Origin of the sequence: Thermochromatium tepidum ATCC 43061, assembly GCF_009664085.1 — a bacterium.
In the GTDB taxonomy this organism is placed as follows: Bacteria; Pseudomonadota; Gammaproteobacteria; order Chromatiales; family Chromatiaceae; genus Thermochromatium; species Thermochromatium tepidum.
This window is the reverse complement of sequence record NZ_CP039268.1, coordinates 1388281-1413736: the sequence shown is the minus strand read 5'-3', so window position 1 is coordinate 1413736 and position 25456 is coordinate 1388281. Positions and strand designations below refer to the sequence as shown.

The window sequence follows — 25456 nt, the reverse complement described above, 5'->3', positions numbered from 1 at the left end:
CAAAGGGTCTGGTTGACATCCTCCCCCGCCTAAAGCCGGGGGATTCCTGCGGCGCTCATCCCGGCATCGAGCCCGGATGGGTCGCTTCGGTGGGTTCCTACTGCTGGCGGCAGGACTGCGCCTGCCCACCTGCCCGCGCGCTGCGCGCGGGCAGGTGGCTGGTCGCCGTTCGGCATCACTCGTATTTGTAAGGCTTGGATACGTTGCATAGGTAAATATGCGGGTCGCCGTCTTCCTTCGCCTCATCCTGTGGTGGTGCGCCGATCTCCATCGTGCGCCAGTATATCGAACAGCAGCAGACACCACATCGATCGTCCAAGGGACGCCTACGGTGCCCGTGCGATCCTTCAACGGCCTGAAGGCCGAGGCGTGTCGCGCACCAGGTCAACAGTTTGGCAGTGCGGTTGATCAAGCCCGCGATGGATCTTACCGGTTCATGCGCAGGTACCGTCCGTCCCTGCGCCCAGGCGCGCCGGCCTTCGCTTATGCTGTCGGCGAAACGCACCGAGACCACCCGCGGTTCCTCGATACGATCCGATCAGGACGATGGGCGTGTCGAAGCGGAGCCGTGCGCGATCATGCCAATCGGGCGTCATTGGAGTTGGCCCCCGGCGGCGAATGCGGCAGGATTAGCAGCAAACCGGGCCGAACTCAAGCACCGGCACTTGCCGATCGCCAGAATAACCCACAGATTCACACCAACGCTGATCACGGATCACAGAGACCCCATCATGAGCGCCAAAGACCATCTAATCATCTTCGATACCACGCTGCGCGACGGCGAACAGAGCCCAGGCGCCTCGATGACGCGCGACGAGAAGGTACGCATCGCCAAGGCGCTCGAAAAGCTCAGGGTCGATGTCATCGAGGCTGGCTTCCCGATCGCCAGTCCGGGCGACTTCGAGGCGGTCAAGGCCGTAGCCGAGACGATCAAGGATAGCCGGGTCTGCGGCCTGGCGCGGGCGCTCGACGCCGACATCGATCGTGCTGGCGAGGCGCTCAGACACGCCAATGCCGGACGCATCCATACCTTCATCGCCACCTCGCCCATCCACATGGAGAAGAAACTGCGGATGACCCCGGATCAGGTACTGGAACGGGCCGTCTACGCCGTCAAGCGCGCGCGCAACCTGATCGACGACGTCGAGTTCTCGCCCGAGGATGCGGGACGCTCCGAGATCGACTTCCTGTGCCGGGTGCTGGAGGCGGTGATCGACGCCGGCGCGCGCACGGTCAATATCCCCGACACCGTTGGCTACAACATCCCGGATCAATTCGGCGCGTTGATCGCCACCCTGCGTGCGCGGATCCCGAATGCCGACAAGGCGATCTTCTCGGTCCACTGTCACAACGATCTGGGGCTGGCGACGGCCAATTCGCTCGCTGCCGTGCGCAACGGGGCGCGCCAGGTCGAGTGCACCATCAACGGGCTGGGTGAGCGTGCCGGCAACGCGGCGCTGGAAGAGATCGTGATGGCAGTCCGTACCCGTCGGGATCTGTTCGACTGCGACACCCGGCTCGACACCACCCAAATCATGAACTGCTCGCGCCTGGTCTCTGGCATCACCGGATTCGCGGTCCAGCCAAACAAGGCCGTGGTCGGCGCCAATGCCTTCGCACATGAGTCCGGCATCCATCAGGATGGTGTCCTCAAGCATCGCGAAACCTATGAAATCATGCGCGCCCAGGACGTGGGTTGGAGCGAGAACCGTATGGTGCTCGGCAAACACTCGGGCCGCAATGCCTTCCGCGCGCGTCTGCAGGAGCTGGGCGTGGTGCTGAGTTCCGAGGAAGAGCTGAACGCCGCCTTCGCCCGCTTCAAGGAGCTGGCCGACAAGAAGCACGAGATCTTTGACGAGGATCTCCAGGCCCTGGTGACCGAGGCCACGCTAGAGACGGCCAACGAGCGCGTCAAGCTGATCTCGATGCGCGTCTGTTCCGAAACGGGCGAGACCCCGAGCGCATCCCTGGTGCTCGCGCTCGATGGCGAGGAACGTTCGGGTACGTCCGCCGGCAGTGGCCCGGTCGATGCGACCTTCAAGGCGATCGAGGGGATCGTCCAGAGCGGTTCGACGCTCAAGCTCTACTCGGTCAACGCCATCACCAGCGGGACCGATGCCCAGGGCGAGGTCACGGTGCGGCTAGAAAAGGGCGGTCGCATCGTCAATGGCCAGGGCGCGGATACCGACATCCTGGTCGCCTCGGCCAAGGCCTATATCAACGCCTGCAACAAGATCCTCCATCCGGCGAAGCGCGCCCATCCGCAGGCGTCCGATGTCTAAGCGACCACTGGAGGAATGGCGTCGCCGCGCCTATTTGGAGGCCATGGGCGTGAGCCTCTGGGAACGTCGTGCGCCCTCGTTCGCCAGCCCTAAGGCGATCGAAGCCAAACCGGTTTTGATCGCGCACACCGAGACGGTGGACCCGATCGAGCGTATGGACTGGGACGCCCTCGAGGCCGCCGTGCGTGACTGTCATGCCTGCCGACTCTGGGAGACACGCACCAAGACCGTCTTTGGTGTCGGCGATCGGCACGCGGATCTGATGGTCATCGGTGAGGCGCCAGGGGCAGATGAGGACAGCCAGGGCGAACCCTTCGTTGGGCGGGCGGGGCAACTACTAAACAGGATGCTGGCGGCGATCGGCTTCAGCCGCGAGCAGGTCTATATCGCCAATGTGCTCAAGTGCCGTCCGCCCGGCAATCGCGATCCCAGGCCGGACGAGGTGCTGGCCTGTCAAGCCTATTTGCAGCGTCAGGTGGCATTGATCGAACCCAGGGTCATCCTCTCCGTAGGGCGGGTCTCAGCCCAGTATCTGCTCAAGACCGACACCCCGGTCGGTCGACTGCGTGGTCGCTGGTTCGAGCATGGTCCGACGCACATCCCGGTGCGCGTGACCTATCACCCGGCCTATCTGCTGCGCTCACCCGAGCAAAAGGCCAGGGTCTGGGACGATCTAACAGAGGTCCGGCGGTGGCTGTGGCCTTGCTGAGCGGCGACGGGCGTGTCTTGACTGGCTTGGCCAGTCTTCAAACAAGACCAGCCAGAACCAGGCTAGACATTTCGATCATCATCATCTATGATTTTTATCAATTCGATCGTTAAATAAAATTTCTTATTTAATCATTTTCTAATATAGACTTTACCCGTGGTCGATGCAGTTCTGGCCACGCTTGCTGCCAACGACAAAATGATCGGAGATAACAGATGAAAAAGCTTGCTACTGCTGCTGCCGTCGCCGCCCTGTTGGGCGTTTCCGCTACTGCCTCTGCCTGGTGGGGTCCGCGCTGGGGCGGACCGGGCTGGGGTAATAGCTGGGGTGATTGGATGGATGACTTCTTCGGTGATGGTTACGGCGACTTCAACCTGAGCATGAGCGGCGGCGGTCGTGGTTACGGTCGCGGTTGGAACCGTTACTATGACTACTATGGTCCCTGGTGGGGCTATCCCTATGGTTGGGGCGGCTATCCCTACTATGGCGCCGGCTATCCTTACGCCTTCCCTTATGCCGCTCCCTACGGTGCACCCGTTGCTCCGGCGGCTCCGGCTCAGTCCGAGTCCAAGTAAGCCCGACACCAAGCTCGATGAAAAAGGCCAGGCATAATGCCTGGCCTTTTTCTGTACGCCCGGCACGGGCGCACTCTTATCCCGATTTCAGGAGCTCATTCCTTGATGAGGATCTCGTAGAGTCGGGGCCAGTATTTGCCAGTGACGAACAGGTGCCCGGTGCTTGGGTCATAGGCGATGCCGTTTAGGACCGCTTCTGGGCTTGATCGCTCATCGGGTGGATAGAGCCTGCTCAGGTCGAGTGTGGCGGTCACCTGTCCGGTCTCGGGTGCGATCTGCACCAGATGATCGCTGCCCCAGACGTTGGACCAGAGTCTGGCCTCGATGTATTCGAGCTCGTTGAGCCGATACACTGGACGCGCACCGAGCCTGACCTTCAGCCGGCGTATGACCTGCCGGGTCTCGGGATCGAGAAAGCGCAGCTCGTCCGTGCCGTCGCTCATGATCCAGTGGCGACCATCTTGGGTCAGACCCCAGCCCTCACCCTGGTAGCTGAAGGTCTCCAGTCGCTCGAAGGTCCGGGCGTCATAGACGATCCCCAACCGCTCGCGCCAGGTGAGCTGAACCAGGCGCCCTTGCCAGACACTAAGCCCCTCGCCAAAGAGATCGTCGGCGAGCCGGAACTCCTGCTCTATGCGCCCGGTGTCGAGATCGATTCGCCGTAGGGCCGAGCGACCATACTGGCCGGTGCTCTCATAGAGCCAGCCATCGCTGAAGACCAAGCCCTGAGTGAAGGCCGTCGGGTCATGCGGATAGCTCGCCACCACCCGATAACCGAGTACGACGGGTGGTTCTGCCAGACAGAGACCCCATCCCAGCATCATCGCTACGGCCAGACTGGGTCTAGGCTTCATGCCGCCAACCCCTGTCTCTGCAAGGCGCGGATCTGGTCGCGGATGGCGGCGGCCTGCTCGAACTCCAGATCCTTGGCGTGCTGGTACATCTGTTTCTCCAGCGCCTTGATGCGCTTGGCCAACTGTTGGGGCGTGAGGCGACCATATTCGGCCATCTGCTCGGCGACCTTGGCATATTCACGCGCCGGCAGCGGCGCGCCAGGGGTATGGGCCTCCAGGATATCGGCGACCGCCTTGCGGATGGTCTGGGGCGTGATGCCCCGGGCCCTATTCGCCCCGATCTGCTTGGCGCGGCGGCGCTCGCTCTCCACGATGGCGCGTCGCATCGACTCGGTGACGCGGTCGGCATAGAGGATCGCCTTGCCGTTGGCATTGCGCGCCGCCCGCCCGATGGTCTGGATCAGCGAATCGGTCGAACGCAGAAAGCCCTCCTTGTCGGCATCCAGGATCGCGACCAAAGACACCTCGGGCATGTCCAGACCTTCGCGCAGCAGATTGATCCCGACCAGCACATCGAAGACCCCGAGTCGTAGATCGCGGATGATCTCGACCCGCTCGACGGTGTCGATGTCTGAGTGCAGATAGCGGACCCGGACGCCGTGCGCGTCGAGATACTGAGTGAGATCTTCGGCCATGCGCTTGGTGAGCGTCGTCACCAGCACCCGTTCACCGACGGCCAGGCGCGGACCGATCTCGGACAGCAGATCCTCGACCTGAGTCGACGCCGGGCGCACCTCGAGTTCAGGATCGACCAGACCAGTCGGGCGCACCAGCTGTTCAATCACCGCACCCGAGTGCTCGATCTCAAAGGCGCGCGGGGTCGCCGAGACATAGATGGTCTGCGGTTGACGTGCCCGGAACTCCTCGAAGCGGAGCGGACGGTTGTCGAGCGCCGAGGGCAGACGAAAGCCATATTCGACCAGGGTCTCCTTGCGCGAGCGATCGCCCCGATACATGCCGCCGAGCTGGGGTACGGTGACATGGCTCTCATCGATGATCAGGATCGCATCGGGCGGCAGATAGTCATAGAGGGTCGGTGGCGGCTCGCCCGGCTGGCGCCCAGAGAGATAGCGGCTGTAGTTCTCGATCCCCTGGCAGTAGCCGACCTCCAGCATCATCTCCAGATCGAACAGGGTGCGTTGCTCGAGCCGCTGGGCCTCGACCAGCTTGCCGTTGGCGCGCAACCACTCAAGCCGTTCCTTGAGTTCCGACTTGATGAGATCGACGGCCTTGAGGATGGTCTCGCGTGGCGTGGCATAGTGTGTCTTGGGAAACACGGTGTAGCGCGAGACCTGACGCCGTGCCTCGCCGGTCAGGGGATCGAACAGCGACAAAGTCTCGATCTCGTCATCGAACAGGGTGATCCGCAGCGCCTCATTGTCGGACTCGGCCGGGTGGATGTCGATCACATCGCCGCGCACGCGATAGGTGCCGCGCGCCAGTTCGATCTCGTTGCGGGTGTATTGCAGCTCGGCGAGTCGGCGCAGGATGGCGCGCTGGTCGATGCGCTCGCCGCGCTTGAGGATCAACACCATCTTCAGATAGGCCTCGGGATCGCCCAGACCATAGATAGAGGAAACGGTGGCGACAATGATGACGTCGCGCCGCTCGAGCAGCGCCTTGGTCGCCGACAGGCGCATCTGCTCGATATGCTCGTTGATCGACGCGTCCTTCTCGATATAGGTGTCGGTCGCCGGGACATAGGCCTCGGGCTGGTAGTAGTCGTAATAGGAGACGAAATACTCCACCGCGTTGCGCGGGAAGAACTCGCGCATCTCGCCATAGAGCTGGGCGGCGAGCGTCTTGTTGGGCGCGAGGATGAGCGCCGGGCGCTGCACCTGGGCGATGACATTGGCGATGGTGAAGGTCTTGCCCGAACCGGTCACGCCGAGCAGTGTTAGACCAGCCTCGCCGTCGTTTAGGCCCTCGATCAGACGGCGGATGGCTTCGGGCTGATCGCCGGCCGGGGCAAAGGGACTGACGAGTTCGAAGGCGAGACTGGACGGATTGGACATGCCGGGAAACCTCGGGGCGGGTGCGGCGCTCGATTCGCGTGTCGGACAGCCTGGGATTCGTTATTATTGTGAGTCCTCAATCACGAATCCAGCCATCAGCGCCATCCAGGTATTCTGCTCCATGACCATCAAGCTCGCTGCCCGTGTCCAATCCGTCAAACCCTCTCCGACCCTTGCCATCACTGCCCGCGCCGCCGCACTGCGTGCCGAGGGTCGCGATGTGATCGGGCTCGGGGTCGGGGAGCCGGACTTTGATACCCCCGAGCACATCAAGGCCGCAGCCGTCCACGCCATCGAGTCCGGTTTTACCAAATACACCGCCGTCGATGGTACGCCAGAGCTCAAGCGTGCCATCGTCGCCAAATTCAAGCGCGAGAATGGTTTGGACTACACACCGGAGCAGATCCTGGTCTCCTGTGGCGGCAAGCAGAGTTTCTTCAATCTAGCCCAGGCACTGCTCGATCCGGGTGACGAGGTCGTGATCCCGGCACCCTATTGGGTGTCTTATCCAGACATGGTGTTGCTGGCTGGTGGCGCGCCTGTGTTCATCCAGGCGGGTGCGGCGCAGTCGTTCAAGATCACACCGGCCCAGCTCAAGGGGTCGATGAACGACAAGACCCGGCTGGTGGTCATCAATAGCCCATCCAATCCGACCGGGATGATGTATAGCCGTGAAGAGCTGGAGGCGCTGGGTGAGGTGTTGCGTGATTTCCCAAAGGTGATCATCGCGACCGACGACATGTATGAGCATATCCGTTGGAGTTCGGCGCCCTTCGTCAACATCCTCAATGCCTGCCCGGATCTGGTGCCGCGGACCCTGGTACTCAACGGCGTATCCAAGGCCTATGCGATGACGGGCTGGCGGATCGGCTATGCAGGCGGACCGGCGCCCATCATCAAGGCGATGTCCAAGGTCCAGTCGCAGAGCACCTCCAACCCGACCTCGATCTCCCAGGTGGCGGCCCAGGCTGCGCTGGAAGGCCCGCAGGACTGTATCGGGATGATGGTCAAGGCGTTCATGGAACGGCATGACTTGGTGGTCGATCGGCTCAACAGGATCCCGGGCATCGAGTGTCTGCCGACCGATGGAACTTTCTATGTGTTCCCGAAGGTGCAAGCGTTGATCGAGCGTCTGGAGGGGGTTCACAACGATCTGGAACTCGCCGAGTTTCTGATCGAGAAGGCGGGCGTTGCTGTGGTGCCCGGTTCGGCGTTCGGGTTGGGTGGATATCTGCGGCTGTCGATCGCCACCAGCCGCGAGGTCCTGGAGCGGGCGCTGGATCGAATCGAGCAGGCGGTAAAAAACGCTTGACGCCGGTCGGTATGTACCGCACTATAAAGAGCTCATACCATTCCCTGGTAGCTCAGTCGGTAGAGCGGGTGACTGTTAATCACTAGGTCGGCGGTTCGAGCCCGTCCCAGGGAGCCAAACATAAGCATTGAAAATCCCCGTATCCAAAAGATGCGGGGATTTTTTATGCCTCAAAATCACTCGATCCGGTGCATTTCCGGATACTTGCCTCCAAAGCCACACTAGAGGCCCAAGGTCGGGGCGCGGCCCAGGCCGCGCCTCGTTTTACAGGGGCTGGGTTGCGATCAGAGCAGGGGCACCAGGAGCAGCGCCACGATGTTGATGATCTTGATCAGCGGGTTGATGGCCGGGCCGGCGGTGTCCTTGTAAGGGTCGCCGACGGTGTCGCCCGTGACTGCGGCCTTGTGGGGCTCAGAGCCCTTGCCGCCAAAGTTGCCCTCTTCGATGTACTTCTTGGCGTTGTCCCAGGCCCCGCCGCCGGTGCACATCGAGATGGCGACGAACAGACCGGTGACGATGGTCCCGATCAGCATCCCACCGAGCGCGCGGATCCCGGCGCCATCGCCCATCAGGATGTTGATACCGATAGCGACGGCGATCGGTACCAGGATCGGCAAGAGCGAGGGCACGACCATCTCCTTGATCGCCGCCCGGGTCAGCAGATCCACGGCGCGCGAATAGTCCGGCTTGGCCGTACCCTCCATGAGGCCCTTGATCTCGCTGAACTGGCGACGCACCTCGATGACCACTGAACCTGCGGCGCGCCCGACCGCCTCCATCGCCATGGCGCCGAACAGATAGGGTACCAGACCGCCGATGAAGAGTCCGATGATGACCGCCGGATCCGCGAGCGCGAACTGCTGGATCTTGCCGGCGACCTCCAGGTTATGGGTGTAGTCGGCGAAGAGTACCAGGGCCGCCAGACCCGCTGAACCGATAGCATAGCCCTTGGTCACGGCCTTGGTGGTGTTGCCGACCGCATCCAGTGCATCGGTGATCTTGCGCACCTCGCTGGGCAGGCCCGACATCTCGGCGATGCCGCCGGCGTTGTCAGTGATCGGACCATAGGCGTCGAGTGCGACCACCATCCCGGCCATCGACAGCATGGCGGTGGCAGCGATGGCGATGCCATAGAGTCCGGCGGCCAGATACGCGGCCCAGATGGCGGTACAGACCGCAAGCACCGGCAGGGCGGTGGACTTCATCGAGACCGCAAGGCCAGCGATGATGTTGGTGGCATGTCCTGTCTGCGAGGCGGCGGCCACCGACTGGACCGGCGGGTATTCGGTCGCCGTGTAGTACTCGGTGATGAACATGAGCGCGGCCGTCAGACCCAGGCCGATCAGGGCGCAGAATAACAGCGGCAGGAACTGCGACCAGCCCATGACCAGGGCGGTGATGATGGCGAAGAAGATGAAGGCCAGCCCCCCGGCGACCGCCATACCGCGATAGAGTGCATGCATGATCTTGCCGCCCTCGTTGGCCTTGACGAAGAAGGCCCCGATCAGTGAGGCGATGATGGAGGCGGCACCCAGTGCCAGGGGATAGGTGACATAGTTCATGGCCAGGCTGCCATCGGCCCCCTTGAACATCAGTCCCCCCAAGACCATGGTCGCGATGATGGTGACCGCATAGGTCTCGAATAGGTCGGCGGCCATGCCGGCGCAGTCGCCGACGTTGTCGCCGACGTTATCGGCGATCACTGCCGGGTTGCGTGGATCGTCCTCCGGGATGCCGGCCTCGACCTTGCCGACTAGGTCGGCGCCGACGTCCGCACCCTTGGTAAAGATACCGCCGCCGAGGCGGGCGAAGATAGAGATCAAGGAACCGCCGAATGCCAGTCCCACCAGGGCATGCAGCGCAGACTCATCGGCGCCCAGATATAGGAAGTAGCCGGCGACACCCAGTAGCCCTAGACCAACTACCAGCATCCCTGTCACGGCACCGCCACGGAAGGCGATGGCCAAGGCCGATTCGAGGCCATTGGTGGCGGCTTGGGCGGTCCGGACATTGGCGCGCACCGATACGTTCATGCCGATATAGCCGGCCAGGCCCGAGAGGATGGCACCGATGGCGAACCCACCCGCCGTAGCCAGACCAAGGAGCAGCCAGAGCACGATGAAGAGTCCTGCTCCTACTAGACCGATGGTGGTGTACTGACGATTGAGATAGGCGCGCGCGCCGGTCTGGACGGCAGCGGCGATTTCCTGCATCCGTTCGGAACCGGCGGACTGGGATGTGATCCAGGCCACGACCGCAAGGCCGAAGGCGATGGCCAGGCCCCCAGAGCCGATGGCGAGCCAAAGAACAAAGTCTGTCGACATACGTATCCCCCCGTTTATGGGTTATAGCGTTGGAGTGGGCCGATCAAGGGTGGCGGCAATCGCAACGTCTGAAATAAGGCAGCGGACGAACCGATATGCCGCCAAAAAACGGCACGGAACTTTAACACAAAGAATTTGCCCTGTTCCGCTCGGGCGGTGTCTAGGCTCGTCTTTATTTTGTCAATGCTCGGTAGGCGTTGCAGCGGCGGCGTCCAGATAGGTCTGGAACGCGCTCGACGCGATCCCCCGGAACGTCTCGCCCTCGCGCAGGATGAAATAGGCCGCGATTCCCTGGATCTCGGCCAGCGCCGGGCCGCGTTTCTCACCCAGAACCATGAGCGCTGTGGCCAGGCCATCCACGATCATTCCGACATCGCCGATCACGGTGACCGAGCCGAGTTGGCGATCGACCGGGGTGCCGGTCATGGGGTCGATTTCGTGCGAGTAGCGCTTACCGTCCTTCTCGAAGAAGTTGCGATAGTCGCCCGAGGTCGAGATCGCGCGGTCCGAAACCGCGATGACACGATGCACGGCACGGCGTTCGGGCAGGGGTTGTTCAATGGCGATGGCCCAGGGTTGGCCCTTGGCGTTAAATCCCTTGGCGCGGATTGTGCCGGCGATGGCGACCATGTAATCCGTGACGCCGCGCGACTCCAGCCACTCGGCGATTCGGTCAACGCCATAGCCCTCGCCGAGTGAGGAGAGGTCGATGTAGAGATCGCCGCGTGCCTTGCGCACGGCAGGCGGCGCATCGCGCAGCTCGAGCTTTTGATAGCCGATCCGTTCGCGCGCGGCCTGGATCTCAGCCTCGGTAGGCAGGTGGTCGGAGCGAGGCTCGGGACCGAAGCCCCAGAGATTGACTAGCGGACCGATGGTCACGTCATAGACCCCATTGGTCAGATCCGCGAGGCGTTGACCCTCGGCCATGACGGTAAGCAGATGCTCGGAGACCGGGATCCAGTCGGTGCTGGGATTGGCGTTGAGGCGTGACAGTTCTGAGTTCGGATCATAGGTTGAGATCTCGGCGCTGACTTCAGCGAGTATTCGGGTCAACTCAGGCTCCAGGGTCTCGGCACTCAACCCGACTGGTGGGCGGGCAATCTTGACCGAGTAATAGGTACCCATGGTCGGGCCGGATAGATCGATCATGGGATCAGCGCGTTCGGCACAACCGCTCAGGGCGACCAGCCAGATGATGCCCAATGCCGCCTGGGCGGCAAGCCCAAGCCCTGGGTCGGGGTTCCGACGGGGTGGATGATGAAAGCGCATCAGGCTCTCCTCGACGACCGAGATACGATGGAAGGCGTTATTGACGAAGACACAAATAAAAAAACCGGCCAAGGCCGGTTGATTGTATCTTTAGGAAATTTGGTCGGGGTGACAGGATTTGAACCTGCGACTTCTGCCTCCCGAAGACAGCGCTCTACCAAGCTGAGCTACACCCCGTGGATGATTGACGCCATCAATACGTGCGTGCGACGGCAAAATCCGCCAGCATGATGAGTGCGTCGCACGCGGGCGAGGCCGTTAGGGGTTTGAGTGCCTGCTTGGCCCGTGCCGCGTATGACTGTGCAAGCTGAATAGTGTAGTCGATTGCGTCGGTGGACGCAATCGCCGCCGTGACGGACTCGATGCGATCGCGTCCACCATGCACGATGGCCTCGCGCAGCAGGGCGCGCTGCTCGGGAGCCCCAACCTGCATGGCGCGGATGATCGGCAGGGTCGGCTTGCCCTCATCGAGGTCGTCGCCGACGTTCTTGCCCAGCTCGGCATTGTCAAGGCTGTAGTCGAGCGCGTCGTCTACAAGCTGGAAGGCGATGCCGAGACAGAGTCCGTATTCGCCGATGGCGTCCTCGATCTCGGGCGGCGACTCGGCAAGCACGGCACCGAGCCGGGTGCCGGCCTCGAACAGGGTTGCGGTCTTGCGGCGGATGACCTCCATGTAGCGCGCCTCGTCCGTGTCCGGATCGCGTTCGTTGAGCAATTGCAAGACCTCACCCTCGGCGATGCGGTTGGTCGCGTGCGCCAGCACTTCCATCACCCGCATGCTGCCAACCTCGACCATCATCTCGAACGAGCGCGAGTAGAGGAAATCGCCGACCAGGACGCTGGCGTCGTTGCCCCAGACCACGTTGGCGGTCTCGCGATTACGCCGCAGTTGTGAGCCGTCGACCACGTCGTCGTGCAGCAGGGTCGAGGTGTGGATGAACTCCACGATGGCTGCGAGATCGATATGGCGCTCACCGGTATAGCCGCAGGCGCGTGCGGCGAGTAGCACCGAGAGCGGACGCAGCCGCTTGCCGCCGCTGTTGACGATGTAATGCCCGATCTGATTGATCAGCACCACGTCGGATTGGAGTCGACGCAGGATCAAGGCGTCGACGGCCTTGGCGTCCTCGGCGACGGGTTGTCGAATCCTGGAAAGGTCCATGCGTGTCTAGGATCTATCGTGGAATGGCGGCGGATGCTAGGGGCGCGGATGAAGGACTGTCAAGCCAGGCATCCCACCCGTCAGCTTGGTGAAGGGTACGCAATTTGGCGACTCCGGTCGATGGCCGGCCGACATTTAGACAGTTGCAGACCATGATCCGATTCCGGCGTTGACCAAAGGGGAATTTTTTGATTAGATTGGGCACTTTGGTTCCGACGTCTAGGGTCGGCCCTATCCGAACAGCTGGGGATCTTCAAAAGATGTACGCGGTCATTCAAACCGGTGGCAAACAATACCGGGTTTCCGAAGGTGACACGGTCAAGATCGAAAAACTGACCGCCGAGGCCGGCGACAGTATCGATTTCGAACAGGTCTTGATGGTGGCCGATGGCGAGGATGTCAAGGTCGGCAAGCCCTATCTGGCCGGCGTCAAGGTGACGGCGACCGTCGAGTCGCACGGTCGCGCCAAAAAGGTCAGGATTATCAAGTTCCGTCGTCGCAAGCATTATATGAAGCGCCAAGGCCATCGTCAGTGGTTTACGGCGGTCAAGATCACCGGTATCAACGCCGGCTGAGGAGTCAGCATCCATGGCACACAAAAAGGCAGGCGGCAGTTCGCGCAACGGCCGCGATTCCGAATCCAAGCGACTGGGCGTCAAGGTCTTCGGCGGCCAACGGATCCGTGCAGGCGGCATCATCGTGCGTCAGCGCGGCACCCGCTTCCACAACGGCGTCAATGTCGGTTGCGGTAGGGATCATACCCTGTTTGCGCTAACCGACGGTGTGGTGAAATTCGTGACCAAGGGTCCGAAGAACCGCAAGTTCGTCATCGTTGAGAACGCCTGAGCGCACTCGCATCGGTGCGCGGCCTGCCGCAACAGCCCTTTAAGGGCCCTTGCGGCCTGTCTCGATCGGGCTGTGCGCGCCGCTTGCGAAGCCTCGTCCCATGGGCGAGGCTTTTTCTTTTTCGAGATCAACACGGTAAACAACCCTCGACTGAAGTCGAAGGCTTTATTGTAAGACGCAGCAAACATGGTTGACCGCATCCCCAACATTGGGCGTGTTTACAGCCGCCCTTGGCAGCGGGGCTCCACTGCCAATCCGGGCCAGGTTTCGACTGGCGTTGCAGTCTGCGTGCGCCCGGAGACCACACTTGCGGTGCATTATACACCACATGGCGCACTTCGCGCGCCCGCAATTCCTCCCGCGGCTCAAGTCGCGGGTTTCCTTGCGGAGGGTCTATGAAATTCGTCGACGAGGCCGTGATTTGGGTCGAGGCCGGCGATGGTGGGGACGGCTGTGTGAGCTTTCGCCGTGAGAAGTACCTCCCCAAGGGGGGGCCGGACGGCGGTGATGGCGGCGACGGCGGCAGCGTCTATCTGATCGCCGACAACAACATCAACACCCTGGTCGATTTTCGCTATCTGCGCAGGCATCGCGCCGAGCGCGGTGAAAACGGCAAGGGCAGACACATGACCGGACGCAGTGGGCGAGATCTGCTGGTTCCGGTTCCGGTCGGTACCCGCGTCTTCGATCGGGCGACCAGGGAGCTGATCGGCGAACTGCTCGAGCCTGGGCAGCGGCTGCTGGTGGCGCAGGGCGGTTTTCACGGCATCGGTAATGCACGTTACAAATCGAGTACCAACCGGGCGCCGCGTCAGTCTAAGCCAGGTACACCGGGCGAGCGGCGTGATCTGTTTCTCGAGCTGATCCTGCTGGCCGATGTAGGGTTGCTCGGTTTCCCGAATGCGGGTAAGTCGTCGTTGATCCGCCAGGTCTCCAGTGCTCGACCCAAGGTCGCCGACTATCCCTTCACCACGCTCTATCCGAATCTGGGTGTGGTGCGGGTCGGGGCGCGGCGCAGTTTCGTGATCGCCGATATCCCAGGTGTGATCGAGGGGGCGGCCGAAGGGGCAGGGCTGGGGCTTCACTTCCTGAAGCATCTGTCACGCACGCGCCTGCTGCTGCACCTGGTCGATGTCGCCCCGCTCGATGCGCGCCAGGATCCAGTCGATCAGGTGCGCAAGATTGAGGCCGAGCTGGCGGCCTTCGGTGCCGGGTTGCTAGACAAAGAACGCTGGCTGGTGCTCAACAAGATGGATCTTCTCGAACCGGAAGACCATGAAGCGCGACGCGCTGAGATCGTCGCACGGCTCGATTGGCGTGGTCCGGTTTATAGCGTCTCGGCGCTCACCGGTGCCGGGACCGAGACGCTCGTCAAAGATCTGATGCATCGCCTGGAGGCACTCAAGACGGGGTCTGAGCCCACCTCACTCCAGTCAGCGCTGGAGCTGTCCGAATGGGACGGATTCGACACCGCGGCAATCGGCGACTGGCATCCGCTGGACTGAAACCCAATATGACAACTTCAAAGGCTGAACGCGGTGCAGCATGATCTCGCGAGACAGGATTCCAGAGACGCGGCGTTGGGTGGTCAAGATCGGCAGCGCGCTTCTGACGCGCGACGGCCAGGGCCTGGAACGCGCCAGGCTGGCCCCCTGGGTCGAGCAGATGAGCACACGCCGCCAGGCCGGCCACGAGATCGTGCTGGTCTCCTCCGGCGCCGTGGCCGAGGGGATGGCCCGCTTGGGTTGGCGCCAGCGGCCCAAGGCCCTGCACGAGCTGCAAGCGGCCGCGGCCATCGGTCAGATGGGTCTGGTGCGGGCCTATGAGGATTGCTTTCAGGCACGCGGGCTCCACACCGCCCAGGTCCTGCTGACGCGCGATGATCTATCCAATCGCTCGCGCTATCTCAATGCCCGGAGCACATTGCGCACGCTGCTCAAGCTCGGTGTGATCCCGGTCATCAACGAAAACGACACAGTCGCGACCGACGAACTGCGCTTCGGCGACAACGACACCCTGGCCGCACTGGTCGCCAATCTGATCGAGGCCGATCTACTGATCCTGCTCACCGATCAGGACGGGCTTTTCGACCAGGATCCGCGCCACAATCCCAACGCCAAGCTGATCTCAGAGACCTGGGTCAGTGATCCGCTGCTCGATCAGGTCGCCGGCGGCAGCGTCACCGGGCTCGGCACCGGCGGCATGGTCACCAAGGTACGCGCCGCCCGTCTAGCGGCGCGCTCGGGGACGCCGACCATCATCGCGCCTGGGCGAAGCGAGCAGGTCTTGAACCGTATCGGTGCAGGTGAATCTGTCGGCACGCTGCTGATCCCCGACCAAGAGGCACAGGCAGCACGCAAGCAGTGGCTGGCCGGTCATCTCCAGGCACGTGGTCGGCTGGTACTGGACGAGGGCGCTGTACGGGCGCTGCGCGAGAAGGGCACCAGTCTGTTGGCGGTGGGCGTGAAGGCGGTACAGGGGCGCTTCAACCGTGGCGAGGTCGTGATCTGTATCGACGAGGCCGGGCGCGAAATCGCGCGCGGACTGGTCAACTATGACGCCGACGAGGCCAAGCGCATCCTTGGTCATCCCTCGGCCCATTTTGAACAGATCCTCGGCTATCTCGACGACGAGGAACTGATCCATCGCGACAATCTGGTCTTGACCTGACCGACGGACATAAATCCTGGACGTGCTCTGCCGAAGACCAACCCAGCTGCTCATCCCACCACTCAGCACCTGAAGTCAACACCCGCCAGCCGCCAAACCGCGCTCGACCCCAGCGCCGGTCAAACTCAGCCTCGCAAAGTCCAAGCTCATGGCCGCGGTAGTGATGGAGATGCTGAAACGCTGATCCGATCACTCGCCATCAACGCCTTGACATCTTCGGCCATGGCGGCGCCGCTCTCGGTCTCGGGCAGGATGGCGCGTAGCCGCGCGTCGGGACCGATCACGAACAGCATGGGTCCAACCCCGCTTACCAACCCCAGTCCTTCATGCAGTGGCGCGATCGACTCGGGCGGCCCGGCAAGCGGTCGTAACACTGGCGAGAGACGGGCGAAGTCGCGTGCCAGCTCCAACCGCTCGCTGGTCTGGACCAGTATCAACTGGAGCCTCTCGATCAGCTCGGGTCGATCAGAGAGCCGGTTGCGGGTCTCGATCAGGCGTTGCGCGGCACGCTGCCCCGTGGCCTCGGCGAGATCCCCAAACGCCAGCAGGGTCCAGCTGCCGACCAGATCCGCGCGTCCGACCGACCGCCCGAATGGGTCGCGCAGGCCGAACTCCGGGATCTCGCCCGGCGGCTGGATCAGGACGCCCCGGATCTCGGGGGGCGCGGTGGAGCCGAATCTGTACTGATTGCCCCACTGATAGCCAAGGACGAAGAGCGCCATCGCCCCGATCGCCAAGACCAGACGTACGCCGAAATGATGGCGATTGCGCACGAACACGCCGCGCAGCCCTCAAGCCGAACGATCGGGCAAGTCGCGCGCCGCCGCCACCTCGTCCATCCCTCCGACAAAGGCCGGATCGAGATGACCGATGGTCGGGCAGGCCAGGGCAGAACGCACACGCCGATGGACATCGGCAGGCCCCGACCCCTTGAGCGTGCGAGCGGGAGGATTAAAGTGGCCAATGGGCATGGAGGGTCTCCCAAAGAATTTTCGACTGATCAAGGGGCATACAGTGATTGGTGGGTCTTTATGGGAGGCTCGATCCAAGGGTCTAGACCGGTGACTCATGGATTCGTCACGCAATGGACATCCAAGCGTCATCAAACCTCTCTATGCTTTTGGCGCTCATAAGGTCCAAGCCTTCCCAACTCCGAACCCGTGGAGCACAACATGGAGTCTTTAGTTAAACAGACGGTAGCGACGATTCTAGCGTTTGGATGCGGTGCATCGGCTTTTGCCGGCACCATCAGTTTTAGCGAGGCACCGATCCCACATACGGACGCCGAGAAGCGCGCGATCCTGACCTCGCCCCAGGCGGTCGTCGATGGGGTGACGGTCAATCTCGGCTACAACCTCATCCTGCGTTCCGGCCAGACCGGCGCCTTGGATCCGAACGGATTCCGTTTCGGTCAGCTCTATGACATCCACGGCCAGCCGCTGTTCGCCGAAGACGGCTCGCCCTATATCTCCAACGACAACGATTTCTCCTCGCTGCTGCACGGTAGCGATGGAAAGCTCTACATGGTCTCGCACTTCGAGTCGCGCCCGGGTGCTATGTATCTGACCGAGCTTGCCCAGGATCCGAACAACGGACACCTGACCGCGCTGCGCACCCGCCCGCTCGATTTCTCGTCTCTGAAGGGCGGCTGGGTCCATTGTGCCGGCAGCGTCACCCCCTGGGGCACTCATCTGGGTTCAGAAGAATATGAGCCGGACGCCAAGCAGTGGCGCGATGGCACCATCAGCGACTACAACGCCGCCATGGCGGCCTATTTTGATGCCACGCCGGCGGAGGCTGGGGCGGTGATGAACCCCTATAACTATGGCTGGCCGATCGAGGTCCGAGTCGACAACTTCGACTCGGTCCGGGTCGAGAAGCACTATGCCATGGGCCGCATCGCGCTCGAGCTCGGTTATGTGATGCCCGATGGCAAGACCGTCTATCTGTCCGATGATGGGACCAACGTCGGTCTCTACCGCTTCGTCGCCAGCCGGCCAGGCGATCTGAGCGCGGGCGCGCTCTGGGTCGCCCAGTGGAATCAAAAGGATGCGCGAGGTTCCGGTCTGGCCAAGCTCAACTGGGTCTATCTCGGTTGGACCACGAACGACGAGGTCCGCGATTGGATCGAGCGCTATCGCTTCGCCGACATCTTCGACGAGGCCAAACCGGTCGCGGCGGTCAAGGGTGCCAAGCCGAGCTGTCCTGAGGGCTTTACCTCGATCAACGCCGGGCATGACGACGGTAGTCATCAGTGTCTCAGGCTGCGTGACATCAACCAGGACGGCAACATCAACTGGATGGATGAAAACATCGCCTCGCGCCTGGAGACACGCCGTTGGGCGGCGATGCAGGGCGGCACAACCGAGTTCCGCAAGATGGAGGGCATCACCTATGACCCGGATCGCAATCGACTCTATCTGGCGATGTCCGAGGTCGATCGCGGCATGCTCGACTACAGCCGCGCCGGTCGAGCCCAAGGAACCTATGACAAGTATGACCTCGGTGGCCCAAACCACATCCGGCTGAGTCAGGCCAATGTCTGCGGCGCGGTCTATGGGCTGCACTTGGATGGGAACTTCACCGCCGTGGACATGTTCCAGGTCGTCGCTGGCAAACCGCTGACCATGGATTATGGCGCCAGTGCCGAGTCGCCCGACTATGACGGGGTCAACAAGTGCGATCTCAATGGCATTGCCAACCCGGACAACATCACCTATATGCCGGGCTATGATACCCTCCTCATTGGCGAGGACACGGGGGCCGGCCATCAGAATGACATGATCTGGGCGTACAACCTGACCTCAGGCCAGCTCACCCGGATCCAGACCACACCCTATGGTTCTGAGACCACCTCACCCTACTTCTATCCCAACATCAATGGCTTTGCCTACCTGATGTCGGTCGTCCAGCATCCCTATGGCGAGTCGGATTCCGACAAGCTCGAAGAACCCGGGCAGCTCATGGGCTACACCGGTTACTTCGTCTTCCCGGCCATGAACAAGTGAGCTCCGCTCGCATTTGAAGTCGGGGGGCTTCCCCAGGTCGCCTCGGATCGGTCGCGTGCCGGTCCGAGGCGAGGAGGGGGGCTTTCGCCCTCTGCCTCGATGGATGAAGGCCGTTCGCGTCAATCGGTACCTCTGCCATGTCATGTCCCTCCTGCTTTCCCGCCATGCTGTCCATCCTGCTCGGTCTGTCCTGGGCCGATTCCGCCCCGAGCGCCGGGCTCGATGAGCGGATCCTCAAGAACGAAACGCCCCACATCGTCTCCCAGTGCTACACCAAGACGATCGACGGCCAGGGTCGGGTCCACAATCCCTGTTATGCCTGTCACACCCAATCGCAGCCACCCAACTATCTCAACGACCAGGACCTGCAACTGACCTTCAGCTTTCCGGCGCCGGCCGAAGAGAATCCCTGGAAGAATCTCTACAAGGATCGGCGTGCGGCGATGGCCGCGATCAGCGATGATGAGATGCGCGCCTACATCCGTCAGAGCAACTATCTGGATGCCGAGGGCCGCATCATCCCCGCCCAGCGCCTGGCCGAACTACCGAAAGACTGGGACTACGATGACAACGGCCGCTGGGACGGTTATATCCCAGATGCCTATTTCCGCTTCGACGACGAGGGCTTCGATCTCGATCCGGAGGGTCGGCCGACCGGCTGGCGTGCCTTCGGCTATTACCCCTTTGTCGGCACCTTCTGGCCGACCAATGGTTCGACCGATGATGTGCTGATCCGATTGGACGAGCCTTTCCGACGCAATCTGGCCGGTGAATTCGACCGCACTGTCTACAAGACCAATCTGGCCATCATCGAGTCCCTGATCCGCCGGCGCGACATCCCGATCGAGCCGGTGGACGAGATCAGGCTCGGTGGGGTCGATCTCGATCGCAATGGCCGCCTCGGCACTGCCGAGTGGGTGCGCTACGACTGGGCGCCACGCGAGGGACGCCAGATGTGGTACGTCGGCCAGGCGCTTGCGGAACAACGCGCCGGGCGGGTTCATCTGGCCGCCGGGCTCTATCCGGAGGGCACCGAGTTCCTGCATACGGTGCGCTATATCGATGTCGATGACTCAGGCGACAACCAGCTTGCCGCGCGCATGAAAGAGGTGCGCCATGCCAAGAAACGTTATTGGATGAGCTATGCCGAACTCGACAGCCGCCAGGCCGCCGAGTTCAAGGAGAGGCACGACTTCCCCGATCGGGTACGGGTCTTTCGGGGCAACATCGAGTCTGGGGTCAGCAATGACCAGGGCTGGGTCTATTCGGGACTGATCGAGGATGCCGAGGGGCAGTTGCGCCCGCAGAGCTATGAGGAACTGGCCTTCTGTGTCGGCTGCCACGGCGGGCTGGGTGCGACCACGGATTCGAGCTTCGCCTTTCCGCGCCGCCTTGGGGCCGACGGCTTCCAGCGCGGCTGGCATCACTGGAGCCAGAGGGGACTTAAGGGTCTGCCCGAGCCGCAGCGGCGCGATGGTGAGCCGGAATATGCCTTCTATCTCGCGGCCAATGGCGCGGGCGACGAGTTCCGCCAGAACCGCGAGGTGCGCGAGCGTTTCTTCAACGCCAACGGCGAGCTCAGGCCCGAGATGCTCGAACGGTTGCGTGAAGACATCAGCGTCCTGCTCTATGCCTCGCCCGGGCGCGCCATGCAGCTCAACAAGGCCTATCGGGTGATCGTCCAGGAACAGAGCTTCATCGAGGGCCGGGATGCCATGATCGAGACGGCCGGCTTCAACGTCCATCCCTGGGTCGATCAGAATACCCCGACTGGGGTCGAGGAGCCGCTGCTAGGCTACTGACCCCAGGGCGCCTCCTGGATCCTTGCGCATGCAAGGCGGCTCAAAGTGCGCGCACCTCGCCATTGATCTCGAAGGCGACCTGCCCGTCCCGGATGAAGACCCGCACCGAGCCGCCGCTCACCAGCTCGCCGAACAGCAGCTCATTGGCTAGAGGCTTCTTGATATGCTGCTGGATGACCCGCGCCATGGGTCGCGCCCCCATCTTGGGGTCATAGCCGGTGTCGGCCAGCCAGCGGCGCGCCTCTTGATCGACGGTCAGACTGACCTTCTTCTCTTCGAGTTGCTGCTCCAGCTCGAAGATGAACTTGTCGACCACATGGAGGATGGTCTCCTCACTCAATGGCGCGAATTGCACGATGGCATCTAGTCGGTTACGGAACTCGGGCGTGAAATAGCGCTTGAGCGCCTCCAGGCCGTCGGTCGAGTGATCCTGTTCGGTGAATCCGATCGAACGGCGCGAGGTCTCCTCGGCGCCGGCATTGGTCGTCATCACCAGCACCACGTTGCGGAAATCGGCCTTGCGTCCGTTGTTGTCGGTCAGGGTGCCGTGATCCATCACCTGTAGGAGCAGGTTGAAAACATCGGGATGCGCCTTCTCGATCTCGTCGAGCAGGAGCACCGCATGCGGATGCTTGTTGATCTGCTCGGTCAAGAGCCCGCCCTGATCGAAGCCGACATAGCCGGGTGGGGCGCCGATCAGGCGCGAGACCGTGTGCCGCTCCATATACTCCGACATGTCGAAGCGCAGCAGCTCCATGCCCAGGATGCGCGCGAGCTGGCGCGTGACCTCGGTCTTGCCGACACCGGTAGGCCCGGCGAACAAGAAGGAGCCGATCGGTTTCTCTTGGTGACCGAGCCCTGAGCGGTTCATACGGATCGCCGAGGTCAAGGCGTCGATGGCCGCATCCTGGCCATAGACCACCATCTTGAGATCGCGGTCGAGATTCTTGAGCGACTCGGCATCCGAGGCCGACACCCGCTTGGGGGGGATCCGCGCGATCTTGGCCACGATCGCCTCAACGTCAGCGACATCGATACGCTTCTTACGTTTGGCTGGGTGCATGAGCTGCACATGGGCGCCGGCCTCGTCGATGACGTCGATCGCCTTGTCGGGCAGATGGCGGTCGTTGATGTGACGCGCCGAGAGTTCGGCCGCCGCGCGCAACGCCGGCTGGGTGTAGCTGACCTGATGATGTTCCTCAAAGCGCGATTTCAGACCCTTGAGGATCTCGATGGTCTCCTCGACCGAGGGTTCATCGATATCGATCTTCTGGAAACGCCGCGCTAGGGCGCGATCCTTCTCGAAGATGCCGCGATATTCCTGATAAGTGGTCGAGCCGATACAGCGTAGATCGCCCGAGGCCAGCATCGGCTTGATCAGGTTGGAGGCATCCATCACCCCACCCGAGGCCGAGCCGGCACCGATGATGGTATGGATCTCGTCGATAAAGAGGATGGCGTGCGGCTGACGCTTGAGCTGGGCAAGCACCGACTTGAGCCGTTTCTCGAAGTCGCCGCGATACTTGGTTCCGGCCACCAGACCGCCGAGATCCAGGGCATAGATCACGGCACCCTTCAGGACCTCGGGGACCTCGCCATCGACGATCTTTTTGGCCAAGCCCTCGGCGATCGCCGTCTTGCCCACGCCGGCCTCGCCGACGAACAACGGGTTGTTCTTGCGGCGCCGGCACAGGATCTGGATGGTGCGCTCGAGCTCTGGTCCACGCCCGATCAGCGGATCGATCCGGCCCTGGCGCGCCAGCTCGTTGAGGTTGGTGGTAAAGCTTTCGAGTGGGCTGGTGCCGTCCTTCTCCTCGCTACGCGCATCTTCGTGCTCGGCGCCGCCGCTATGGGCATCCTCATTCCGGTTTTCGCCCGGTACCTTGGAGATGCCATGGGAGATGTAGTTGACCACGTCGAGTCGGGTCACATCCTGCTGATTGAGTAGATAAACGGCCTGGGAGTCTTGCTCGCTGAACAGTGCCACCAGCACATTGGCACCTGTCACTTCCTTCTTGCCCGCGGACTGGACATGGAAGACGGCGCGCTGGAGCACGCGTTGGAAGCCAAGCGTCGGCTGGGTATCGCGGTCCTCGTTGGGCGGGATGCGGGGCGTGGTCTCGTCGATGAAGGCCGAGATTTCGCGGCGCAACCGCTCCGAATCCGCGCCGCAGGCCCGCAACACCTTGGCGGCGCTCGGGTTGTCGAGCAGTAACAGCAGCATGTGCTCTACGGTCATGTATTCGTGGTGCTTGGCCCGTGCCTCCTTGAAGGCCCGGTTTAGCGCGAATTCAAGTTCTTTGCTTAGCATCGGCCTCTACCAAGGGTTGGTTCAACGATAAAGCGATCTGTTCAGTCGTGGAGGCGGCGGTTCAGGCCTCTTCCATGGTGCATAGCAGCGGATGCTGATTACCGCGCGCATAGTCGTTGACCTGCGCCACCTTGGTTTCGGCGATGTCTTTGGTAAAGATTCCGCAGACTCCAACGCCCCGTGTGTGCACATGCAGCATGACCTGGGTCGCCTTTTCCCGGTTCATACCAAAAAAGGTCTCCAGAACCAACACCACGAAATCCATCGGGGTGTAGTCATCGTTCAGCAACAGAACTTTATATAAAGGCGGTCGGCGCAATTTGGGACGGGCCTCTTGCACGCTCAGGTCCGCTTCACGCTCCTCGCCTGGATGATGGTGAGTCATGGGTCTTTGGTGGATCGATCTGCTGATGGATGGAGAAAACAATGCACATTTGACCATGGAAATCAAGTCACTATACTACCGAATCAGGGCGCCGTTCGTCGGATTCAAGCGCCGACGGGTCGGTCTGCCCAGGGTGCGAGAGGGCCACCCGAGCGGGTACAGCTTCAGCCTCGTGCCCATCCACTAACGAAAAGCCGCTCCGAGGCGGCCAGAGATCCAACCATTACCCTAAAGTGTGGAGTCCAGAGAGGAGAATAAGATGATTACCGGCGTCGTCAAATGGTTCAACAACGCAAAGGGCTATGGATTCGTCCAACCGGATGGACTTAAGGAGGATGTCTTCGTCCATTTCTCGGCGATCGACATGGAGGGCTACAAAACCCTGCGTGAGGGCCAGAAGGTCGAGTTCGAGCTGAGCGAGGGGCCGAAGGGACTGCACGCGGCCAACGTGCATCGCATCATGTAAGAAGCCATTCTCTAAAATAACGATCTGCCCCGCAAAAAATCCCCAAATGGACAGGATTTACAGCATTTTTAAGATTAACATGTTAAAAAACAATGACTTAAATCATGTTCTTCCTGCGAAATCCTGTTCATCCTGTCCCTTTGAATGTTTGAAATCTCGGCAAAATCCCTCTAAGAAACCGCCGCCTCACATCTTGCCGATAACCGCGTGGCCAAACTCAGAGCAGCTGAGCTTGGTCGCGCCCTCCATCAGACGATACAGGTCATAGGTCACGGTCTTGGCGGCGATCGCCCCTTCCACCCCCTTGATGATGAGATCCGCCGCCTCAGTCCAGCCGAGATGGCGCAGCATCATCTCGGCCGAGAGGATGAGCGAGCTTGGGTTGACCTGATCCTTGCCCGCATACTTGGGCGCGGTGCCATGGGTGGCCTCGAACAGGGCGACCGAGTCCGACAGATTCGCGCCCGGTGCCATGCCGATCCCGCCGACCTGCGCCGCCAGCGCATCCGAGATATAGTCGCCGTTTAGGTTAGGGGTGGCGATCACGTCGTAGTCCTTTGGACGCAACAGGATCTGCTGGAGGAAGGCATCGGCGATCACGTCCTTGACGACGATCTCGCGCCCGGTCCTGGGGTTTTTGAACGCACACCAGGGACCGCCGTCGATCTCGACCGCACCGAATTCGCGCTGGGCCAGTTCATAGCCCCATTGCTTGAAGGCCCCCTCGGTGAACTTCATGATGTTGCCCTTGTGGACCAGGGTTACCGAGCTGCGATCCTGGTCGATGGCATACTGGATGGCCTTGCGCACCAGGCGTTCGCTGCCTTCGCGCGAGACCGGCTTGATGCCGATCCCCGAGGTCGCCGGAAACCGGATCTTGGTCACGCCCAGCTCGTTTTGTAGGAAGGCGATGACCCGCTGGGCCTCGCTCGAGCCCGCCGGCCACTCGATGCCGGCATAGATGTCTTCCGAGTTCTCGCGGAAAATCACCATATCCGTGTGCTCGGGCGCCTTCAGCGGGCTCGGCGTCCCCTTGAAATAGCGGACTGGACGCAGACAGACATAGAGATCGAGTTCTTGGCGCAGGCTGACGTTGAGCGAGCGAATGCCGCCGCCGACTGGCGTGGTCAAGGGGCCCTTGATCGAGACCACGAACTCCTCGACCGCGCGCAGTGTCTCTTCAGGGAGCCACACCCCCTCTCCATAGACACGGGTCGCTTTCTCGCCGGCATAGACCTCCATCCACTGGATCTGGCGGGAGCCACCATAGGCCTTGGCGACGGCGGCATCGACCACGGTGCGCATCACGGGTGTGATGTCGATCCCGATGCCATCCCCTTCGATGAATGGGATGATCGGACGCTCTGGCACCCTGAGTACGTGATCGGTATCGACTTGGATCTTGTCGCCGCGCGTTGGAACCTGGATCTTCTCGTAAGACATCGGGTCTATCCTCTCTGGCTAGC

Annotated in this window: 21 protein-coding genes and 2 tRNA genes; 12 read left to right on the top strand and 11 right to left on the bottom strand. The window is 61.9% G+C overall.

Translation table 11 applies throughout. The annotated features are described in order from the left end of the window. Positions 1-731 precede the first annotated feature (731 nt). The 3 genes from E6P07_RS06485 to E6P07_RS06475 all read left to right on the top strand — a co-directional run bounded on the left by E6P07_RS06485 (position 732) and on the right by E6P07_RS06475 (position 3566). The gene (locus E6P07_RS06485; protein ID WP_153974857.1) at positions 732-2282 is read left to right on the top strand and encodes a 2-isopropylmalate synthase; all 1551 of its coding nucleotides are present in this window, start codon (positions 732-734) and stop codon (positions 2280-2282) included. Next, entirely contained in the window at positions 2275-2991 is a 717-nt protein-coding gene (locus tag E6P07_RS06480; protein ID WP_246172960.1) for a uracil-DNA glycosylase, read from the top strand. The genes E6P07_RS06485 and E6P07_RS06480 overlap by 8 nt, the downstream gene beginning before the upstream one ends. Positions 2992-3206: 215 nt before the next feature. Further along, positions 3207-3566 (top strand): sulfur globule family protein, encoded by a 360-nt coding sequence (locus E6P07_RS06475; protein WP_153974855.1) that lies wholly within the window; start codon positions 3207-3209, stop codon positions 3564-3566. 95 nt (positions 3567-3661) lie between these two features. On the opposite strand, the gene E6P07_RS06470 is transcribed toward E6P07_RS06475, so the two are convergent. Both E6P07_RS06470 and uvrB read right to left on the bottom strand, forming a co-directional pair. Then, a complete protein-coding gene (locus E6P07_RS06470; RefSeq protein WP_153974854.1) occupies positions 3662-4420 on the bottom strand; it encodes a glutaminyl-peptide cyclotransferase in 759 nt (252 codons plus the stop codon). Continuing rightward, positions 4417-6435, bottom strand: coding sequence for an excinuclease ABC subunit UvrB (gene uvrB / locus E6P07_RS06465; protein WP_153974853.1), 2019 nt, complete (start codon positions 6433-6435; stop codon positions 4417-4419). The genes E6P07_RS06470 and uvrB overlap by 4 nt, the downstream gene beginning before the upstream one ends. Positions 6436-6556: 121 nt before the next feature. Between uvrB and E6P07_RS06460 the strand changes: the two genes are divergently transcribed. Together E6P07_RS06460 and E6P07_RS06455 are read left to right on the top strand one after the other, a co-directional pair. Continuing rightward, positions 6557-7747, top strand: coding sequence for a pyridoxal phosphate-dependent aminotransferase (locus tag E6P07_RS06460; protein ID WP_153976162.1), 1191 nt, complete (start codon positions 6557-6559; stop codon positions 7745-7747). Positions 7748-7788: 41 nt separating this feature from the next. Then, positions 7789-7864: transfer RNA gene (locus E6P07_RS06455), tRNA-Asn, on the top strand. Positions 7865-8031: 167 nt separating this feature from the next. Here E6P07_RS06455 and E6P07_RS06450 read toward each other — a convergent pair. The 4 genes from E6P07_RS06450 to E6P07_RS06435 form a co-directional block, all read right to left on the bottom strand. Further along, a complete protein-coding gene (locus E6P07_RS06450; protein WP_153974852.1) occupies positions 8032-10071 on the bottom strand; it encodes a sodium-translocating pyrophosphatase in 2040 nt (679 codons plus the stop codon). 180 nt (positions 10072-10251) lie between these two features. Beyond that, complete coding sequence (locus E6P07_RS06445; protein WP_153974851.1) at positions 10252-11340, bottom strand: FAD:protein FMN transferase; 1089 nt, start codon at positions 11338-11340, stop codon at positions 10252-10254. 100 nt (positions 11341-11440) lie between these two features. Then, positions 11441-11517: transfer RNA gene (locus E6P07_RS06440), tRNA-Pro, on the bottom strand. A gap of 16 nt (positions 11518-11533) precedes the next feature. Next, on the bottom strand, positions 11534-12502 hold the full coding sequence (locus E6P07_RS06435) for a polyprenyl synthetase family protein (RefSeq protein WP_153974850.1): 969 nt from the start codon (positions 12500-12502) through the stop codon (positions 11534-11536). 260 nt (positions 12503-12762) lie between these two features. Here E6P07_RS06435 and rplU point away from each other — a divergent pair, with 260 nt between their 5' ends. From rplU to proB, 4 genes are all read left to right on the top strand, one after another. Then, positions 12763-13077 carry a 50S ribosomal protein L21 gene (gene rplU, locus E6P07_RS06430; protein ID WP_153974849.1) on the top strand — a complete coding sequence of 105 codons (315 nt, stop codon included), beginning with the start codon at positions 12763-12765 and terminating at the stop codon, positions 13075-13077. Positions 13078-13090: 13 nt separating this feature from the next. Next, the gene (rpmA, locus tag E6P07_RS06425) at positions 13091-13348 is read left to right on the top strand and encodes a 50S ribosomal protein L27 (protein ID WP_153974848.1); all 258 of its coding nucleotides are present in this window, start codon (positions 13091-13093) and stop codon (positions 13346-13348) included. 395 nt (positions 13349-13743) lie between these two features. Then, positions 13744-14853, top strand: coding sequence for an Obg family GTPase CgtA (cgtA, locus tag E6P07_RS06420; RefSeq protein ID WP_153974847.1), 1110 nt, complete (start codon positions 13744-13746; stop codon positions 14851-14853). Positions 14854-14893: 40 nt separating this feature from the next. Next, positions 14894-16018, top strand: a complete 1125-nt coding sequence (gene proB, locus E6P07_RS06415) for a glutamate 5-kinase (protein ID WP_153974846.1) — start codon at positions 14894-14896, stop codon at positions 16016-16018. Positions 16019-16164: 146 nt separating this feature from the next. Here the strand turns inward: proB and E6P07_RS06410 are convergent, their stop codons facing one another. Together E6P07_RS06410 and E6P07_RS06405 are read right to left on the bottom strand one after the other, a co-directional pair. Continuing rightward, a complete protein-coding gene (locus tag E6P07_RS06410) occupies positions 16165-16797 on the bottom strand; it encodes an SCO family protein (protein WP_153974845.1) in 633 nt (210 codons plus the stop codon). Between the two features lie 12 nt (positions 16798-16809). Then, on the bottom strand, positions 16810-16989 hold the full coding sequence (locus tag E6P07_RS06405; RefSeq protein WP_425505151.1) for a hypothetical protein: 180 nt from the start codon (positions 16987-16989) through the stop codon (positions 16810-16812). A 201-nt stretch (positions 16990-17190) separates the two neighbouring features. Here E6P07_RS06405 and E6P07_RS06400 point away from each other — a divergent pair, with 201 nt between their 5' ends. Together E6P07_RS06400 and E6P07_RS06395 are read left to right on the top strand one after the other, a co-directional pair. Then, a complete protein-coding gene (locus E6P07_RS06400) occupies positions 17191-19026 on the top strand; it encodes a PhoX family protein (protein WP_153974844.1) in 1836 nt (611 codons plus the stop codon). A 137-nt stretch (positions 19027-19163) separates the two neighbouring features. Beyond that, positions 19164-20828 carry a hypothetical protein gene (locus E6P07_RS06395; protein ID WP_246172959.1) on the top strand — a complete coding sequence of 555 codons (1665 nt, stop codon included), beginning with the start codon at positions 19164-19166 and terminating at the stop codon, positions 20826-20828. A gap of 40 nt (positions 20829-20868) precedes the next feature. Here E6P07_RS06395 and clpA read toward each other — a convergent pair whose 3' ends face one another. After that, the gene (gene clpA / locus E6P07_RS06390) at positions 20869-23139 is read right to left on the bottom strand and encodes an ATP-dependent Clp protease ATP-binding subunit ClpA (RefSeq protein WP_153974842.1); all 2271 of its coding nucleotides are present in this window, start codon (positions 23137-23139) and stop codon (positions 20869-20871) included. Between the two features lie 61 nt (positions 23140-23200). Then, entirely contained in the window at positions 23201-23524 is a 324-nt protein-coding gene (clpS, locus tag E6P07_RS06385) for an ATP-dependent Clp protease adapter ClpS (protein WP_153974841.1), read from the bottom strand. Between the two features lie 259 nt (positions 23525-23783). Between clpS and E6P07_RS06380 the strand changes: the two genes are divergently transcribed. Further along, positions 23784-23990 (top strand): cold-shock protein, encoded by a 207-nt coding sequence (locus E6P07_RS06380; protein WP_153974840.1) that lies wholly within the window; start codon positions 23784-23786, stop codon positions 23988-23990. A gap of 186 nt (positions 23991-24176) precedes the next feature. Here E6P07_RS06380 and icd read toward each other — a convergent pair whose 3' ends face one another. Continuing rightward, on the bottom strand, positions 24177-25433 hold the full coding sequence (gene icd, locus E6P07_RS06375) for an NADP-dependent isocitrate dehydrogenase (protein WP_153974839.1): 1257 nt from the start codon (positions 25431-25433) through the stop codon (positions 24177-24179). Positions 25434-25456: the final 23 nt, after the last annotated feature.

What these genes read in the sequence shown, in the direction of transcription:
- E6P07_RS06485 (WP_153974857.1), top strand. Translation starts at nt 732, where the DNA reads ATGAGCGCCAAAGACCATCTAATCATCTTCGATACCACGCTGCGCGAC.
- E6P07_RS06480 (WP_246172960.1), top strand. Translation starts at nt 2,275, where the DNA reads ATGTCTAAGCGACCACTGGAGGAATGGCGTCGCCGCGCCTATTTGGAG.
- E6P07_RS06475 (WP_153974855.1), top strand. Translation starts at nt 3,207, where the DNA reads ATGAAAAAGCTTGCTACTGCTGCTGCCGTCGCCGCCCTGTTGGGCGTT.
- E6P07_RS06470 (WP_153974854.1), bottom strand. Translation starts at nt 4,420, where the DNA reads ATGAAGCCTAGACCCAGTCTGGCCGTAGCGATGATGCTGGGATGGGGT.
- uvrB (WP_153974853.1), bottom strand. Translation starts at nt 6,435, where the DNA reads ATGTCCAATCCGTCCAGTCTCGCCTTCGAACTCGTCAGTCCCTTTGCC.
- E6P07_RS06460 (WP_153976162.1), top strand. Translation starts at nt 6,557, where the DNA reads ATGACCATCAAGCTCGCTGCCCGTGTCCAATCCGTCAAACCCTCTCCG.
- E6P07_RS06450 (WP_153974852.1), bottom strand. Translation starts at nt 10,071, where the DNA reads ATGTCGACAGACTTTGTTCTTTGGCTCGCCATCGGCTCTGGGGGCCTG.
- E6P07_RS06445 (WP_153974851.1), bottom strand. Translation starts at nt 11,340, where the DNA reads ATGCGCTTTCATCATCCACCCCGTCGGAACCCCGACCCAGGGCTTGGG.
- E6P07_RS06435 (WP_153974850.1), bottom strand. Translation starts at nt 12,502, where the DNA reads ATGGACCTTTCCAGGATTCGACAACCCGTCGCCGAGGACGCCAAGGCC.
- rplU (WP_153974849.1), top strand. Translation starts at nt 12,763, where the DNA reads ATGTACGCGGTCATTCAAACCGGTGGCAAACAATACCGGGTTTCCGAA.
- rpmA (WP_153974848.1), top strand. Translation starts at nt 13,091, where the DNA reads ATGGCACACAAAAAGGCAGGCGGCAGTTCGCGCAACGGCCGCGATTCC.
- cgtA (WP_153974847.1), top strand. Translation starts at nt 13,744, where the DNA reads ATGAAATTCGTCGACGAGGCCGTGATTTGGGTCGAGGCCGGCGATGGT.
- proB (WP_153974846.1), top strand. Translation starts at nt 14,894, where the DNA reads ATGATCTCGCGAGACAGGATTCCAGAGACGCGGCGTTGGGTGGTCAAG.
- E6P07_RS06405 (WP_425505151.1), bottom strand. Translation starts at nt 16,989, where the DNA reads ATGCCCATTGGCCACTTTAATCCTCCCGCTCGCACGCTCAAGGGGTCG.
- E6P07_RS06400 (WP_153974844.1), top strand. Translation starts at nt 17,191, where the DNA reads ATGGAGTCTTTAGTTAAACAGACGGTAGCGACGATTCTAGCGTTTGGA.
- E6P07_RS06395 (WP_246172959.1), top strand. Translation starts at nt 19,164, where the DNA reads ATGTCATGTCCCTCCTGCTTTCCCGCCATGCTGTCCATCCTGCTCGGT.
- clpA (WP_153974842.1), bottom strand. Translation starts at nt 23,139, where the DNA reads ATGCTAAGCAAAGAACTTGAATTCGCGCTAAACCGGGCCTTCAAGGAG.
- clpS (WP_153974841.1), bottom strand. Translation starts at nt 23,524, where the DNA reads ATGACTCACCATCATCCAGGCGAGGAGCGTGAAGCGGACCTGAGCGTG.
- E6P07_RS06380 (WP_153974840.1), top strand. Translation starts at nt 23,784, where the DNA reads ATGATTACCGGCGTCGTCAAATGGTTCAACAACGCAAAGGGCTATGGA.
- icd (WP_153974839.1), bottom strand. Translation starts at nt 25,433, where the DNA reads ATGTCTTACGAGAAGATCCAGGTTCCAACGCGCGGCGACAAGATCCAA.